The following is a 15933-nucleotide window of genomic DNA, read 5'->3' on the forward strand; positions in this document are numbered from 1 at the left end:
AATAACCCCGCAATTTCACTCGGTCATTGCGGGGTGAGCATACCCTTTTAGAAACGCTTTGGAATCTTCTGTCCATTCGGGACAGGGGTTTCAGCCTGTTTTAACACGCTAAATAACCATGTTTCTGCATGTTGAACGGCAATTTTGAGTTCATCGCCCATCGCGAGACGACCCGCAATAAAGCTTGCCAGAGAGCAGCCTGAACCATGGTATTCACCTGCCAAACGTGGGCAGTGGCTTTCAGCCACAAATTCACCATCAACATATAAAACATTACGAATATAGTCGGCAGTCTGTTCATGTCCACCTTTGACTAATACCGCTTTGGCACCCATTTCAAATAGTTTCTGAGTAGCTGCTTCGAGGTCTTGCTCACCTGTGAGGGCGCGCAATTCAACCGTGTTTGGGGTAATAATCGTTGCAAGAGGAATAAGTTCCGCAAATGCTTTGACCAGTGTGGCTTGATCACCCAATGAACCACCACTATTGGCAACCAAGACAGGATCTAGTACATAACGGTACTCAGGATGTTCACGCAAAAATTCAGCCAGTGCGGCAATATTGTCGGTCGTACCAAGCATGCCCGATTTGACACATTGAATAGGCAAATCGCCCACGACCGCATGTGCTTGTGCTAAAAGTAATTCTTTTGAAGTGGCTTCAAAGCCAAACACCTGTTGTGAATTTTGAATAGTGAGTGCTGTACATGCAATTGCGGCATGTGCACCACTTTGTCCAATCGCTTCGATATCCGCTTGTAAGCCAGCGCCGCCAGAAGGGTCTAAACCCGAAAAGCAAAGTACCGTAGGGCGCATGTACATTTCCTTAATTCATTCAATTTGCGATAGTATAGGCAACTTTGAGCGAAGTCTCGAGTGTAATTTATCGGGTTTAGGGTCGGGTTGTGATTAAGAATATTTTGATTGATTTAGATGGAACACTGACAGATCCCAAAGTGGGGATTACCACTTCTGCACGATATGGATTGGCAAAAGTGGGGCATCCTATTCCAGAGTCAGAGAATATTGACTGGATAATTGGTCCGCCGTTAAAAGCTTCTTTGGCGAAATTGCTGAATGTAGACACCAATGATATCTTGGCAGACCAAGCCTTATTGGGCTATCGGGAACGTTTTGCCGTGACAGGCCTATTTGAAAATCATGTGTTTGATGATGTTGCCCAGACTTTGGAGGCTTTGAAAAGCAAAGGTTATCGTTTGTTTTTAGCAACTGCGAAACCAGAAGTCTATGCACGTCAAATTTTAGATCATTTTGAGCTGTTACAATATTTTGACTATCCTTATGGCAGCGAACTGAATGGTGATCGGACCAATAAAGGCGAGTTGATTGCTTATATTTTAGAAAAAGAACAGCTCAAGCCTGAAGAATGTTTGATGGTCGGTGACCGTGAACACGATATTTTCGGTGCGCGCAGCAATGGCATTGAAACGGTTGCGGTGGAATATGGTTATGGTTCTCCAACCGAACTGGATCAGGCACAACCGAAAGCACGGATTCAACGTTTTGCCGATTTGCTGAAGCTGATTTAATTTTGCAGAGATCGATTGCGTAGCCCCACTTTTTAGTACAGAGAAAATCAGTACATAGCAAAGTGGGGTTATGTATTTTTAAATGCCGAGTGTTCTGCGGATTTCATTGGCGAGAACTGCAGGATTGGCATGTTGATGCGGAATGGTGAAACTTTTAAAACCATCCCCTCGGAACTTGCGATCTACTTCTAACAGCACATGGGTTTGATGTTGCTCTGCCACAAAAGATACTTCAACTTCATTGATGCCACTAAAGAACTGTGCAGGTTTAAACTCTAATTCTTGATAGCAACCTAAAGTTGAGTAAAAGCCATTGCCGCGCAGTTGTCCCTTTTCGACATCAGCCGTGACCAAGTGTAAACCACATTGCTGCATGGCTTGAATAAAGGCGTGCATGGTGGGTGTAGGACTAATCTGCAAAAAGTCTTTATCGGTTGCATCCAGTCCCCAATCCACATCTAAATGCGTATGCAACCAAACACGGGTTTTATTCATACGGCATGCCAGATCCGTCAATGGGGTTTCAAAAGGCAACTGAATCGAAAATGGGAATTTATGGGTCTGGTTGGCGAGCAACTCAAATGCACCGCTAATATGCCATTCTGCAATCGTCAAACTGGTGTTGTATTCCGAATCATTCGATTCCACTTCTGCGCTGGTCATTAATTTTAAGTAAATGCCATTAATGGTTTTGTTGGAGGACGCCCCAGTAAAAATGACTTCGCCATTCAGGACTTGACCCGCTTGTAATTGGCTATTGTGGATGCGGGTGTCTACCTGAATACCTTGCAGACCTAAGCTCGACATGAGTTTATTCAACATGATGCAAAAATTCCCAAAAGATATGAAAATTAAGAAAGATTAGAAAATGAAAAATAAGTAAATTCTAAAATAAAGCTGCTCGAGATTAGCACAATTCGAGCAGGACTTAGCGCATATCTAAATACAAAGTCTCTTTAATTTCTTCCATCACAATATAGCTGTGTGAGGACGCAGAAGAAGGTAGTTTTTTCAATAAATCGCCCAACAAGCGTCGGTAAGCACTCATTTCTTTTAAGCGGGCTTTAACCAGATAGTCGAACTCACCTGAGATCAGATGACATTCCAAAACCTCGGGAATTTCGACCAAATCACATGCCACTTGGTCAAACACATCGCCAGATTTGGCAGACAGTTTAATCTCTAAAAACACCAGTAAATTGCGATCCACCAGTGCAGGATTCAGCCGTGCATGATAGCCGGTAATAATGCCATCACGCTCCAGTCGCTTGACCCGTTCCGAGCAGGGTGTCGTGGATAAATTGACCCGAGAAGCCAATTCACTAATCGCAATGCGGCCTTCCATTTGCAGAATATCCAAAATCAGGCGATCTACACGGTCTAATTTACGCATAAGTTTTTCTCTGTTTTTAGCCTTTATTTAGTAAAAAACACATGAATATATCTTAACTATACCTATTAAATCAGTCAATTTCACTATTGATGTGGAAATATACTAGTTAAATAAACTGGCGGCATCAGTGAGAGAAAGGAAATGCGCGTAATCGTTTTAGGTAGTGGTGTAATTGGTGTAGCAAGTGCATATTATCTTGCGCAGCAGGGAGCGGAAGTAACTGTATTGGATCGTCAAGCAGGTCCAGCAGAAGAAACAAGTTTTGGTAATGCAGGGCAAATCTCACCAGGGTATTCGACCCCTTGGGCTGCACCTGGCATTCCGTTTAAAGCGGTGAAGTGGATGTTCCAGCACCATGCACCATTAGCCATCAATATGGATGGCAGCATGTGGCAGTTACAGTGGATGGCGCAAATGCTAAAAAACTGTAATGCACAAAGTTATGCAGTTAATAAAGAGCGTATGACGCGTGTGGCGGAATACAGTCGTGATTGTTTACGTGAATTGCGTAAAGACACTGGCATCAGCTATGAAAACCGTTCAAAAGGCACATTACAAGTGTTCCGTAATGAAGCGCAATTAGAAGCGGTACAACGCGATATTCAAGTATTAAAAGAGTGTGGCGTGCCGCATGAGTTGTTATTGAAAGACGACCTTGCGCGTGTAGAGCCTGCGCTTGGTTTTGCCAAAGATAAATTGGTCGGTGGATTGCATCTGCCAAATGACGAAACAGGCGATTGCTACAAGTTTACCAATTCACTGGCAGAGATTGCCAAAGCTAATGGTGTGAATTTCCTGTTTAACCAAAACGTTGAGCGTTTAGTGGTTGAAGGTGATGAAATCAAAGGTGTAGTGGTGAATGGCAAAGTATTGACCGCAGACCGCTATGTGTTGGCATTTGGTAGTTATTCACGTGATTTCCTAAAACCACTTGAGTTGAATTTACCAGTTTATCCAGTCAAAGGTTATTCATTGACTGTGCCAATTGTGGATCCTGCATTTGCACCACAATCAACCGTACTGGATGAAACCTACAAAATTGCGATTACTCGTTTTGACCAACGTATCCGTGTGGGTGGCATGGCAGAGTTAAGCGGTTTTAACTTGAAACTGAATGATGACCGCCGTGGCACGCTGGAAATGGTCACCAAAGATTTATTCCCAGGCGGCGATTTACCGAATGCAACCTTCTGGACAGGCTTACGTCCAATGACCCCAGATAGCACGCCAATTATTGGCGCGACTCGCTTCAAAAATCTGTTCTTGAATACAGGACATGGCACCTTAGGTTGGACCATGGCATGTGGTTCAGGCAAGCTGATCAGTGACTTGGTGATGAACCATAAACCAGACATCAGCATCGATGGCCTATCGATTGAACGTTATTTGAGTGCAGCATAATTCCTGAATTCAGGGAGTTGTTTCAATTTAGGGAAGAAGGGTTATGCCACGTCCAATTACCGCGGTCATTCATCAATCCGCATTAAAACATAATCTGGCGATTGCACGTGCTGCAATGCCAGACAGCCAAGTGTTTGCCGTAGTCAAAGCCAATGCCTATGGGCATGGCATTGAGCGCGTGTACCAAGCATTTAAATCTGCCGATGGTTTTGCTTTACTCGATATCGAAGAAGCAAAACGCGTGCGTGCCTTGGGCTGGACAGGAGAAATCCTGTTACTCGAAGGCATTTTCTCAGCGCAAGATTTATATGATTGTGCGCAGTATCAACTCAATTTTACCGTGCACAATGAGCTGCAAATTCAATGGTTACAACAGTTTCCAGTCGCAGCACAATTCAAAGTGTTCGTAAAAATGAACAACGGCATGAATCGTTTAGGATTCACGCCAGAACGCTATGTACAGGCTTGGCAACAACTGAAAGATTTAGCATCGGTTAAAGAACTAGTGCATATGATGCATTTCTCCGATGCTGATGGTGAGCGTCAGGGGCAGGCAGGCATTGAATACCAGCATCAAGTCTTCCAGCAAATTCTGCAACAGTATCCAGCACCTTGCTCAATCAGCAATAGCGCAGCGATTTTAAGATACTCGACCCAGCTACGTTCAGACTACGCGCGTAGTGGCATTATGCTGTATGGCAGTTCTCCAGATTTCCCGAGTCATAGCATTCAGGACTGGAATTTACAACCGAGCATGAGTTTGCGCAGTGAACTGATTGCGATTCAACAGTTAAATCCAAACGACAGCATTGGCTATGGCTCAAGCTTTGTCGCTGACCGACCAATTCGGGTTGGGATTGTGGCGTGTGGCTATGCCGATGGCTATCAACGTATTTCACCGACAGGTACGCCTGTGCTGGTGAACTCTATTCGTACTCGTACTTTAGGGCGTGTCAGCATGGACATGCTTGCGGTTGATCTCGACCCGATTCCCGATGCGCAAATTGGCAGTGAAGTGGTGTTGTGGGGACAATCGAGTTCGGGTGCAGTATTACCGATTGATGAGGTGGCAGCAACCTCTGGCACGGTCGGCTATGAGCTGATGTGCGCCGTGACTGCACGCGTCAATTTTTCAATTCAGGAATAAGGAATTTTAACCATGTCACAACAAGATATTCAGCGCTTCAATACCACGCCTGTAATGAGCGCCGTGACCGTTTTTAACAACGTGGTGTATTTGTCAGGTCAAGTACCTAAAAATCCTGATTCGGATATCACAGCGCAAACTCAAGATGTTTTAAATACGATTGATGAGCTGTTGTTACAAGCCAATAGCGATAAAAGCCGTATTTTGTCAGCACAACTATTTTTAAAAGATTTAGCTGATTTTTCAGTCGTGAATGAAATTTGGATTGATTGGCTTGAAGGTTATGCAACACCAGCCCGCGCCACTATTCAAGCCGATTTGGTTAACCCAAAATGGTTGATTGAAATTGCAGTTGTTGCTGCACAGAAGTAACACCCTAATCTACGGACGGAGGAACGTACCGAAAGTCAGTGCACTCATTAGATAAACCAAGACGGTTTAGAGTGTAGTGACAAGGACGAAGGCTTGGCTTTATTTTCAGCAATGATTGCTCGTGAGAAGCGAGATCAAGCCAAGCCATGGAAAGGAATAAAAAAGGATGTTAAGTAATGACCACGACGCGTCAGCCACAAGCAGAACAGGCAACTCATGAGTTGCAACGCAAGCTCTCCAATCGTCATTTACAATTGATCGCAATTGGTGGAGCTATTGGTACAGGCTTATTTATGGGTTCAGGCAAAACTATCTCTCTTGCTGGACCTTCAATTTTAATTATCTACATGATCATTGGCGGTATGTTTTTTTTCCTAATGCGTGCATTAGGTGAAATTTTGCTGTCCAATCTGCATTACAAATCTTTCATCGATATGGCACACGATTTAATAGGTCCTGCAGCGGGCTATTATATCGGCTGGTCGTATTGGCTCGGCTGGGTCTTGGTGGGCATTGCTGACCTCGCTGCTATTATCAATTATCTAAATTTTTGGTTACCCCCAGATATGACCTTTACCCCTATGGGGCAGGCATTGATTAGTGTGGGCTGTGTATTATTGGTTCTTGGTCTAAATCTTTTAACGGTAAAGCTCTTTGGTGAAATTGAGTTTTGGTTTGCATTAATCAAAATTCTCGCCATTTTAGGCTTGATTGTAATTGGTGGCTTTATGGTCTTCAGCCATTTTCAAGCACCGCAAGGTTCAGTTGCCAGCTTTAGTAATGTCTGGGCAAATGGCGGCATGTTTCCGAAAGGGACCAGCGGATTCTTGGCGGGCTTCCAGATTGCACTGTTTGCTTTTGTCGGTGTCGAACTGATTGGTACTATGGCGGCTGAAGCCAAAGACCCTGAAAAGAATCTCCCTAAAGCCGTAAATGCGATTCCAACCCGCATCATTTTGTTCTATGTATTGGCATTGTTTATTGTGATGTCGGTCACCCCATGGAATGAGATTCCAGCGGATCAAAGTCCATTTGTGAGCTTATTCTTGCATGCAGGGATTGGTGGTGCCGCAGTGATTATGAATTTAGTAGTGCTATCTTCGGTAATGTCATCCATGAATAGTGGTGTGTTCTCGACCAGCCGTATGCTCTACGGTCTATCCAAAGGTAGTCAGGCACCAAAAGCGTTGGGGGAGTTATCCAGCCGCGCTGTTCCAGCCAAAGGTTTACTGTTCTCCTGTATCTTCATTATGGCGGGTGCGGCATTGCAGTATTTCGTTCCAAATACTGTAGAAGCATTCACCTTGGCAAGTTCATTGTGTGTAATTCTGTTTATCAGCATTTGGAGCCTGATTATGGTGTGCTATTTACGCTACCGTAAACTGCGCCCTGAATTACATGCCAAGTCGAAGTTTAAAATGCCTGGTGGGGTCTGGATGTCTTACGTGGTATTGGTGTTCTTATTCTTCACCTTGGTCATTTTAAGTCTAGAGCCAGATACCTTACGCGCCTTAATCATTAGTCCGATTTGGCTGATTATTTTGGCAATTACGTATCGTGTGTTGTATTTACCTCGCGTGAAAAAGAGCATGTTAAAGCAACAGCTGGATAGCTAACCTATCCATCATTGATGCTCCGAACGATAAAGAAGGCCTTGTTTAAACCAGGGCCTTCTTTTTGTCTAAACGGAATCAATAGCTTCGAATGAAGTGTTCGATAATTGTATGATTTTAGGCTTAAAAGCTATTTTAAACGTGTGCTTTGACATTAAATGAGGCACTTTAAAATTTTAACAATCGTTTATGCGTAATTATAAAATTGACCTCCTGCGTGGAGTTTCTATTCTTTTGGTGCTGATTCACCATTTCAATATTCCGTATAAATTGCACGATACATTTTTGGGTATCCAGATAGGTGGTGAAAGTCTGAGTACCTTGATTGCACGAAATGGCAATTATGGTGTGACCATGTTTTTTGTCATTTCTGGTTTTTTAATTACCCAACACACCATCCAGCGTAGCGGGTCTTTGGCACAGATTCGGCTGGAAGATTTTTATATTCGGCGTATTGCTCGAATTCTGCCGTGTCTGGTGCTATTGGTGGCAATCGTCACCGTACTGGGGGCTTTGGGAGTACCACCTTTTATTAATCAGTCTCCCAATGGTGTAGAGGTGTCCTATGCGGTAACCGTGCTCTCTGCTTTTAGCTTTTGGATGAACCTGCTGATTATTGAATACGGCTGGGTCAATTATGCTTTGGGGGTGTTGTGGTCTTTATCGGTTGAAGAAGTCTTCTATGTAGCATTTCCTGTACTGTGTTTAGTACTTGGTCGAGGCAAAGGCTTTATTGCTTTTCTGCTCATTATCATCGCGTATGCACCATATTTTCGTGCTCTACATTTTGGGGATGCAAGCGGGGCGTATCTGTATCATTATTTTTCCAGCTTTGATGGAATTGCGATTGGCTGTCTGACTGCAATTTATGCTCAGTCTTATAAAGGGGCGATTCGTCATCAAAAGGTGATGCTTACAGTGATTGTATTTTTGATGGTCGTTTTGTATTTTTATGCGCCAATCAAAGAAGTGAGCACTTGGGCGATTAGTGTGTTTGCGCTACTTACGGCATTGTTATTGTTATGCTTTCAGAAGAACCAAAATCATAAGCCTACTTCATTTGTGGCAAAGGGTTTGATCTGGATGGGGCAGCGTAGTTATGAAATGTATCTGTTTCATTTGATTGTTTTGGGTTTAATCAAAGCGGTGTATTTCCCAAAAGAAACGCTAGTGGCTGAAAAATTAATATTGTTGCCTGTTTATTTTATTGCAGTGTTTATTTTGAGTTGGGCGATTGAAAAATATTATTCGGTTCCGCTCAATGTAAAAATTCGCCAATATTGGTTAGGCTCTTAATCTTGATTGCTAAATATACTATTGATTTTTTCAGACATAAAAAGCCCCGAATCAATCGGGGCTTTTTATTTGATGGATTTTAAAATGTTGGTTTAACCACCACTAAAATCACCACGGTAAACAAAATCAAGGTTGGCATTTCATTAAAGAAGCGCCAGAACTTATGCGATTTATAGTGCGCATTGCCAATCAGTTTTTTGCGGTAGTAACCACAGATAAAGTGGTAAATCACCAAAAGTCCAACCAAGCCGACTTTCAAGTAAAACCAGAGTGCTTCGTGATAGTGGCGCGTCGCATCACCCCAATCTACCAAGAAATGTGCCGTTATTAGCGTAGCAATCATGGATGGCCACATAATACCGCGGTATAACTTGCGTTCCATCACTTCAAAGCGCTGATGACTTACGACATCTTCACTCATGGCATGATAGACATATAAACGAGGGAGGTAGAAGAGTGCAGCGAACCAACAAACGACTGCAATGATATGTAATGCTTTTACCCAAAGGAAAGCATCAGAAGGAGCATCCATCAATTCACCCTATTAAGGGCAGTGTGGAAAGTTGATCATTCACCGCATCAGCAATGAATGATCAAGATTTCTTAAATTAGCCTTCCCATTTTTTGAAAATGAGACAAGCATTTACACCGCCAAAACCGAAACTGTTACTCATCACAGTATTCAATTTTGTATCACGTTTTTCAAGTACGATATCAAATGGTTTTGCGCCTTCATCAAGTTCGGTCACGTTGATATTTGGAGCAATAAAGTCATTTTGCATCATAAGAACAGAGTAAATCGCTTCTTGAACACCCGCTGCACCCAAGCTGTGACCTGTCATTGATTTGGTTGAGCTAAGCGGAGGGACTTGACCTTCACCAAACGCACGTTCCATAGCCAACAATTCAGTCACGTCACCAGCAGGGGTAGACGTACCATGTGTATTCACATAGTCAATCTTGTCTACGCCGTGTTGTTTCGCTTCTTCAAGTGCCATAAGTACACAACGTGTTGCACCTTCACCAGATGGTGCAACCATGTCTGCACCGTCACTGTTTGCTGCATAAGCCACGACTTCAGCTAAAATGTTGGCACCACGTGCTTGAGCGTGCTCAAGTGATTCAAGTACCACGAAACCGCCACCGCCAGCAATCACGAAACCATCGCGGTCAGCTGAATATGGACGTGACGCTGTTTCAGGTGTGTCGTTGTATTTCGAGCAAAGCGCACCCATTGCATCAAACAATAAGCTTTGTGACCAGTGATCTTCTTCACCGCCACCCGCAAGCATCAAGTCTTGTTTACCGAGTTGAATTAAGTTGTAAGCATAACCAATCGCATCTGCAGAAGTTGCACAAGCACTGGTAATGGTGTGTGCAACACCTTGCATTTTGAATGCAACACCCACGTTAGCCGTAATCGTGTTCGACATGTTACGTGGTACGAAGAAAGGACCAACTTTACGCGCACCTTTAGTGTCGAGTAATTCTTTCATTTCAATCACAGAAGCAGTTGAACCGCCACCTGAACCACCTGCGATACCATAGCGTGGGTTACCGCCAATTTGTTCTGCTGTCAAACCAGCATTTTCAACTGCAGCCACTGCGGCGTTATAGGCATACATCGCACACACGCCCATAAAGCGTTTTAATTTACGGTCAATGTGATCGAAATCTTGTTCTGCTGCAGCACTGATGTGACTTTTGAAATTAAGTTCAGCATAAGTCGGGTTGAAACGTGTTCCAGAAATCCCGTTTTGCAATGAATGAGTGACATCTTCTAAAGTGTTACCGATACATGAGTTGATGCCCATACCAGTAATAACAACACGTTTCATCTACAGATCCCTTATATGGTGATATTTTGCGTGACTGTATGCAGTCAGGGGAGAGCCTTTATGCTACAAGTCTTCATATGTTTGATTTGAACTCATAATAGCAGAAAGAATTTTGAATTCTTATGGCAAATATGATGCGTATTTGGAACAGGAGAAAAAAGCCGATTTGAGCAAACTTCTTAACTAAAAGAAACAGTTTGATGTTGAGATAAACTTAGACTATACCTAGTATTTAGCGAGAAATGAAAGAATTGAACAAGAAGGGTCAAGAATGACAGAAGCTAATAATAAACAATCAACAGGATTCCTCTCAAATGCCTTTGGGGTGGCTAAAAAGCTCAGCCAAACAGGAATTGATGTTTTGCAACATGTTGCACCAGGCTCTGTGGCTGCCTATCCGCAAGGTGCGGGAAATTCAGCTTTTATTGAAGGAAAAGCAGATTCAAAATTGGCTTTTGATAAGAAAAAATATCAAGATGCACAACAGATTTTACGCGAGCACTTACCGCAAGTTTCTCGCCAGCTTTTAGGCAGACATTATTCCAAAGTGAATAATGTGGCGAGTTTTGTCGCACCACAATATACAGATAAAATTAGCGATTACTTTTTTGAACGCTTGAATGCTTTTAGTTCTGATATTAGCTCGGTGGATGATGTTCTAGATCAGGCGGGAGTCAAAGATCTTGAAACACTGACCCAGGATGTAGATCGATCTAAGCGGATCAGTCAGGCTTTGGCTGAACAGAATAAATGGATAGCTTCTTTACAAGGCATGCTTACGGGAGCTACGGGTACCCTTGGTTCAAGTGTTGATATTCCACTGTCTTTAATTTTGTCTTTACGAACCATTTATCAAGTGGGTCGTGCTTATGGTTTCGAACTGAATAAGGACACCGAGCAAGATATCGTCCAGTTTATTTTTAAACAAATTGATCTGGGACTTATCGCTGAAAAGCAAACCTTGTTGATGGCATTAAAAGCCTTATCACAGATGTTACAAACGCATGATATTGGTCAGTTACAACATTTACTTGGTTCGAGTAACGACATTGAGACACTGAAAAAGTGGCTGCACAATGAACAAGGCGACTACAAATGGGCTTGGATGAATAAAATTCCAAACTATGCGTTCTTAAGTAAACTAACTCCCGTTGCAGGTGCGACTTTAAGTGCGGTGTATAGCTGGAAATTGATTGAAGATGTCAATCAAAAAGCCCAAGTAGTATTTGCACAGGCGCGACAATACATTCAGCAGCATAAAGATGTTGAGCTTTCAGTGGTAACCGCTTACGAGCGTTCATTGGTTTTGTTGGCGCAGGCAGCACCTAAATTACTCACTGAAACCGTACAGCCAAGCTTGGTTGAAGCTGAGTCATTCAATGATGCAACTGAAGTGACACTGGATAATCATCAAAATATTGCCAAGGTTCGAGTTAAGCGAAAAACTGCCGCCAAACCAAGAGATGACACTGCTCAACAACAGAAAATAGAAGAGGGGCTGGAAAAATTAGCGGGTGATTTGGTCGAACCGCATGACAAAGTCCAACAACAATCCGCATTATCGCCTCAAGCGTTAGAGGTCATGGTGGATGGTGCTGTAGAGCAGATTGAAAATCCTTTGGCAGAGCCAGTTGTTGCAGCAAAACGTCCGCGCAAGACGCCTGCAAAAAGGGTTACAAAAAAGACCACACCACCGACTGAACAGTAAATACCGAAAAGTGTTTAAAAAATGGCAAGAAAAGCTGAAAGCCTGATGGATTGGTGCTTTGCTTAGGTTGACCATTTTTGCATCTTGACTTACAATTGCATGCCCTCAAAAAGTAGTATTTTTTGGGGCTTTTTATTAACGGGAGAATTGCCATATGGCAACAACAAATCAGTTGATCCGTAAGGGTCGTACGACTTTAGTTGAAAAATCTAAAGTTCCTGCGTTGAAGGCTTGTCCACAACGTCGTGGTGTTTGTACACGTGTTTACACAACTACACCTAAAAAACCTAACTCAGCAATGCGTAAAGTTTGCCGTGTTCGCTTAACTTCTGGTTTTGAAGTTTCTAGCTACATCGGTGGTGAAGGCCATAACCTACAAGAGCACAGTGTTGTTCTTATCCGTGGTGGTCGTGTTAAAGACTTACCAGGTGTACGTTACCATACCGTTCGTGGTTCTTTAGACTGTGCTGGTGTTAAAGATCGTAACCAGTCACGTTCTAAATACGGTACTAAACGTCCTAAGAAATAATCTTTCGAGATTAACTTCTTAGTTCGCTAGAACTGCAATCCTTTATCGTCTCGCTTGTCTGATTTCTGCATTTATTTTGTGAAATTCAAGCGACGTGTAGTAAGGCCAGCGAAAGTACATGACACTTTGTACTACTGCTGGATTAACCTGAAGTGTCATATCTATAGGTAGTTTAAAATGCCAAGACGTCGCGTAGTTGCTGCTCGTGAAATCCTTCCGGATCCTAAGTTCAGTAGCCAAACAATCGCTAAATTCATGAACCACGTAATGCAAGATGGTAAAAAATCTATTGCTGAAAGTATCGTTTACGGTGCTTTAGACCGCGTTCAAGAAAAAAACAAAGTAGACCCAGTTGAATTTTTTGAAGCTACGCTTGAAAAAGTTCGTCCTATGGTTGAAGTAAAAGCACGCCGCGTTGGTGGTGCTACTTATCAAGTACCTATGGAAGTACGCCCATCCCGTCGTACTGCCTTGGCTATGCGTTGGTTAGTAGATGCTGCTGCTAAGCGTTCTGAAAAAACTATGGCTTTACGTCTTGCTGGTGAGTTGCTTGATGCAGCTGAAGGTAAAGGCGCAGCGGTTAAAAAGCGTGAAGACGTGCATCGTATGGCTGAAGCCAACAAAGCATTCTCACACTACCGCTTCTAAGCGACTAAAACAGCCCCTATTCAGGAGGGTGATAGTTTGGCTTACGCTAGATTGTCATCGAATCGCTTTAAGCTGTTCGTCAGCTTAAAGCGTCCTGTTTTAAACAACAAATTTAGGAATGCAAGAAATCATGGCTCGTCAAACCCCTATTTCTCGTTACCGTAACATTGGTATCTCTGCGCACATTGACGCAGGTAAAACGACTACCACTGAACGTATTTTGTTCTACACAGGTGTATCTCACAAAATTGGTGAAGTACACGATGGTGCAGCAACAATGGACTGGATGGAACAAGAGCAAGAGCGCGGTATTACTATTACTTCTGCTGCTACAACTTGTTTCTGGTCTGGTATGGGTAGCCAATTCCCACAACACCGTATTAACGTAATCGATACACCAGGACACGTTGACTTCACAATTGAAGTTGAGCGTTCTATGCGTGTTCTTGATGGCGCGTGCATGGTTTACTGTGCAGTTGGTGGTGTACAACCTCAGTCTGAAACTGTATGGCGTCAGGCGAACAAATATAAAGTGCCTCGTTTAGCATTCGTGAACAAGATGGACCGTACTGGTGCAAACTTCTTCCGTGCAGTTGAGCAAGTTAAAACTCGTCTAGGTGGTAATCCTGTACCTATCGTTGTGCCAATTGGTGCAGAAGATACGTTTGCTGGTGTTGTTGACCTCATCGAAATGAAAGCGATTATCTGGGATGAAGCATCTCAAGGTATGAAGTTTGAATACGGCGAGATTCCAGCTGACCTCGTTGATACTTCTAACGAATGGCGCACTAAGATGGTTGAAGCTGCGGCTGAAGCATCTGAAGAGTTAATGGACAAGTACCTAGAAGAAGGTGATCTTTCTAAAGAAGAAATCATCGCTGGTCTTCGTGCTCGTACATTAGCTTCTGAAATTCAAGTAATGCTTTGTGGTTCTGCGTTCAAGAACAAAGGTGTTCAACGTATGTTGGATGCTGTTATTGAATTCTTACCATCGCCTACAGAAGTTAAGGCGATTGAAGGTGTTCTTGACGACAAAGACGAAACTAAAGCATCTCGCGAAGCATCTGACGAAGCTCCGTTCTCTGCATTAGCGTTCAAAATCATGAACGACAAATTCGTAGGTAATTTAACGTTCGTACGTGTTTACTCTGGTGTTCTTAAACAAGGTGACCCAGTTTATAACCCAGTTAAGTCTAAGCGTGAGCGTATCGGTCGTATCGTGCAAATGCATGCGAACGAGCGTCAAGATCTTGATGAAATCCGTGCAGGTGATATCGCAGCGTGTGTAGGTCTTAAAGATGTTACCACTGGTGATACATTATGTGATGAGAAAAACATCATTACACTTGAGCGTATGGAATTCCCAGAGCCAGTAATTTCATTGGCTGTTGAACCAAAAACTAAAGCTGACCAAGAGAAAATGTCTATCGCTTTAGGTCGTTTGGCTAAGGAAGATCCATCGTTCCGCGTTCGTACAGATGAAGAATCTGGTCAAACGATTATTGCTGGTATGGGTGAACTTCACCTTGACATCATCGTAGATCGTATGAAGCGTGAATTTGGTGTTGAAGCGAACATTGGTAAACCAATGGTTGCTTACCGCGAAACAATCAAAAAGACTGTTGAGCAAGAAGGTAAATTCGTACGTCAAACTGGTGGTAAAGGTAAGTTTGGTCACGTATACGTACGTTTAGAGCCAATGGATGTTGAAGAAGCTGGTAAAGAATACCAATTCGCTGAAGAAGTTGTAGGCGGTACTGTACCTAAAGAATTCTTCGGTGCGGTTGACAAAGGTATTCAAGAACGTATGAAGAATGGTGTCTTGGCTGGTTACCCTGTTGTGGGTATCAAAGCGACATTATTCGACGGTTCTTACCACGATGTCGACTCTGACGAATTGTCGTTCAAAATGGCGGGTTCTTACGCATTCCGTGATGGTTTCATGAAAGCAGATCCTGTTCTTCTTGAACCAATCATGAAAGTTGAAGTAGAAACTCCAGAAGACTACATGGGCGATATCATGGGTGACTTAAACCGTCGTCGTGGTATGGTTCAAGGTATGGACGATCTTCCTGGTGGAACTAAAGCAATTAAAGCTGAAGTACCGCTTGCTGAGATGTTTGGTTACGCGACTCAAATGCGTTCTATGTCTCAAGGTCGTGCGACTTACTCTATGGAATTTGCTAAATACGCTGAAACTCCACGTAACGTGGCGGAAGGCATTATTTCTAAATTCCAATCTGGCGGTAAAAAAGGTGACGACGAGTAATCTTTCGATTACTATAATCCCAAACTAATTTTTAGTTAATAACCAGTTGCTCATGCAGTGATCCTGCATGAGTAGTTTAAAAAGGAAAATCAAATGGCTAAGGCTAAGTTTGAACGTAATAAGCCACACGTAAACGTGGGCACAATCGGTCACGTTGACCATGGTAAAAC

The 15933-nt window shown here is 43.1% G+C and carries 15 protein-coding genes and 1 pseudogene; 11 read left to right on the forward strand and 5 right to left on the reverse strand.

The features are described 5' to 3' along the window. Positions 1 to 47 precede the first annotated feature (47 nt). Entirely contained in the window at positions 48 to 815 is a 768-nt protein-coding gene (locus MKI85_RS16140) for a hydroxymethylpyrimidine/phosphomethylpyrimidine kinase (RefSeq protein ID WP_241629214.1), read from the reverse strand. 89 nt (positions 816 to 904) lie between these two features. Here MKI85_RS16140 and MKI85_RS16145 point away from each other — a divergent pair, with 89 nt between their 5' ends. Beyond that, complete coding sequence (locus MKI85_RS16145) at positions 905 to 1549, forward strand: HAD-IA family hydrolase (RefSeq protein WP_241629216.1); 645 nt, start codon at positions 905 to 907, stop codon at positions 1547 to 1549. Between the two features lie 78 nt (positions 1550 to 1627). Here MKI85_RS16145 and MKI85_RS16150 read toward each other — a convergent pair whose 3' ends face one another. Together MKI85_RS16150 and MKI85_RS16155 are read right to left on the reverse strand one after the other, a co-directional pair. Further along, positions 1628 to 2371: a sporulation protein gene (locus MKI85_RS16150; RefSeq protein ID WP_241629218.1), complete on the reverse strand. Its 744-nt coding sequence runs from the start codon at positions 2369 to 2371 to the stop codon at positions 1628 to 1630. 106 nt (positions 2372 to 2477) lie between these two features. Further along, entirely contained in the window at positions 2478 to 2942 is a 465-nt protein-coding gene (locus MKI85_RS16155; protein ID WP_241629220.1) for an Lrp/AsnC ligand binding domain-containing protein, read from the reverse strand. 141 nt (positions 2943 to 3083) lie between these two features. On the opposite strand from MKI85_RS16155, the gene MKI85_RS16160 reads away from it, so the two are divergent. The 5 genes from MKI85_RS16160 to MKI85_RS16180 all read left to right on the forward strand — a co-directional run bounded on the left by MKI85_RS16160 (position 3084) and on the right by MKI85_RS16180 (position 8771). Further along, on the forward strand, positions 3084 to 4343 hold the full coding sequence (locus tag MKI85_RS16160; RefSeq protein ID WP_241629222.1) for a D-amino acid dehydrogenase: 1260 nt from the start codon (positions 3084 to 3086) through the stop codon (positions 4341 to 4343). Positions 4344 to 4386: 43 nt separating this feature from the next. Next, complete coding sequence (gene alr, locus MKI85_RS16165) at positions 4387 to 5490, forward strand: alanine racemase (protein ID WP_241629224.1); 1104 nt, start codon at positions 4387 to 4389, stop codon at positions 5488 to 5490. A 12-nt stretch (positions 5491 to 5502) separates the two neighbouring features. Further along, positions 5503 to 5862, forward strand: a complete 360-nt coding sequence (locus MKI85_RS16170; RefSeq protein ID WP_241629226.1) for a RidA family protein — start codon at positions 5503 to 5505, stop codon at positions 5860 to 5862. A gap of 176 nt (positions 5863 to 6038) precedes the next feature. Beyond that, positions 6039 to 7478, forward strand: a complete 1440-nt coding sequence (locus tag MKI85_RS16175; RefSeq protein WP_241629228.1) for an amino acid permease — start codon at positions 6039 to 6041, stop codon at positions 7476 to 7478. A gap of 186 nt (positions 7479 to 7664) precedes the next feature. After that, positions 7665 to 8771: an acyltransferase family protein gene (locus MKI85_RS16180; RefSeq protein WP_241629230.1), complete on the forward strand. Its 1107-nt coding sequence runs from the start codon at positions 7665 to 7667 to the stop codon at positions 8769 to 8771. A gap of 79 nt (positions 8772 to 8850) precedes the next feature. Here MKI85_RS16180 and MKI85_RS16185 read toward each other — a convergent pair whose 3' ends face one another. After that, complete coding sequence (locus tag MKI85_RS16185; RefSeq protein ID WP_241629232.1) at positions 8851 to 9303, reverse strand: CopD family protein; 453 nt, start codon at positions 9301 to 9303, stop codon at positions 8851 to 8853. Between the two features lie 76 nt (positions 9304 to 9379). Further along, positions 9380 to 10609, reverse strand: coding sequence for a beta-ketoacyl synthase N-terminal-like domain-containing protein (locus MKI85_RS16190; protein WP_100242959.1), 1230 nt, complete (start codon positions 10607 to 10609; stop codon positions 9380 to 9382). A gap of 271 nt (positions 10610 to 10880) precedes the next feature. On the opposite strand from MKI85_RS16190, the gene MKI85_RS16195 reads away from it, so the two are divergent. The 5 genes and pseudogenes from MKI85_RS16195 to MKI85_RS16215 form a co-directional block, all read left to right on the forward strand. Next, on the forward strand, positions 10881 to 12317 hold the full coding sequence (locus MKI85_RS16195) for an EcsC family protein (RefSeq protein WP_241629233.1): 1437 nt from the start codon (positions 10881 to 10883) through the stop codon (positions 12315 to 12317). Between the two features lie 154 nt (positions 12318 to 12471). Next, on the forward strand, positions 12472 to 12846 hold the full coding sequence (rpsL, locus tag MKI85_RS16200; protein WP_002050319.1) for a 30S ribosomal protein S12: 375 nt from the start codon (positions 12472 to 12474) through the stop codon (positions 12844 to 12846). A gap of 177 nt (positions 12847 to 13023) precedes the next feature. After that, positions 13024 to 13494 carry a 30S ribosomal protein S7 gene (gene rpsG, locus MKI85_RS16205; RefSeq protein WP_005179845.1) on the forward strand — a complete coding sequence of 157 codons (471 nt, stop codon included), beginning with the start codon at positions 13024 to 13026 and terminating at the stop codon, positions 13492 to 13494. 130 nt (positions 13495 to 13624) lie between these two features. Then, positions 13625 to 15763, forward strand: coding sequence for an elongation factor G (fusA, locus tag MKI85_RS16210; RefSeq protein WP_241629235.1), 2139 nt, complete (start codon positions 13625 to 13627; stop codon positions 15761 to 15763). Between the two features lie 93 nt (positions 15764 to 15856). Continuing rightward, a pseudogene (locus tag MKI85_RS16215) lies at positions 15857 to 15933 on the forward strand (hypothetical protein); the annotation flags it as partial.

The sequence above is a fragment of the Acinetobacter zhairuonensis genome (genome assembly GCF_022601715.1).
GTDB lineage: Bacteria > Pseudomonadota > Gammaproteobacteria > Pseudomonadales > Moraxellaceae > Acinetobacter.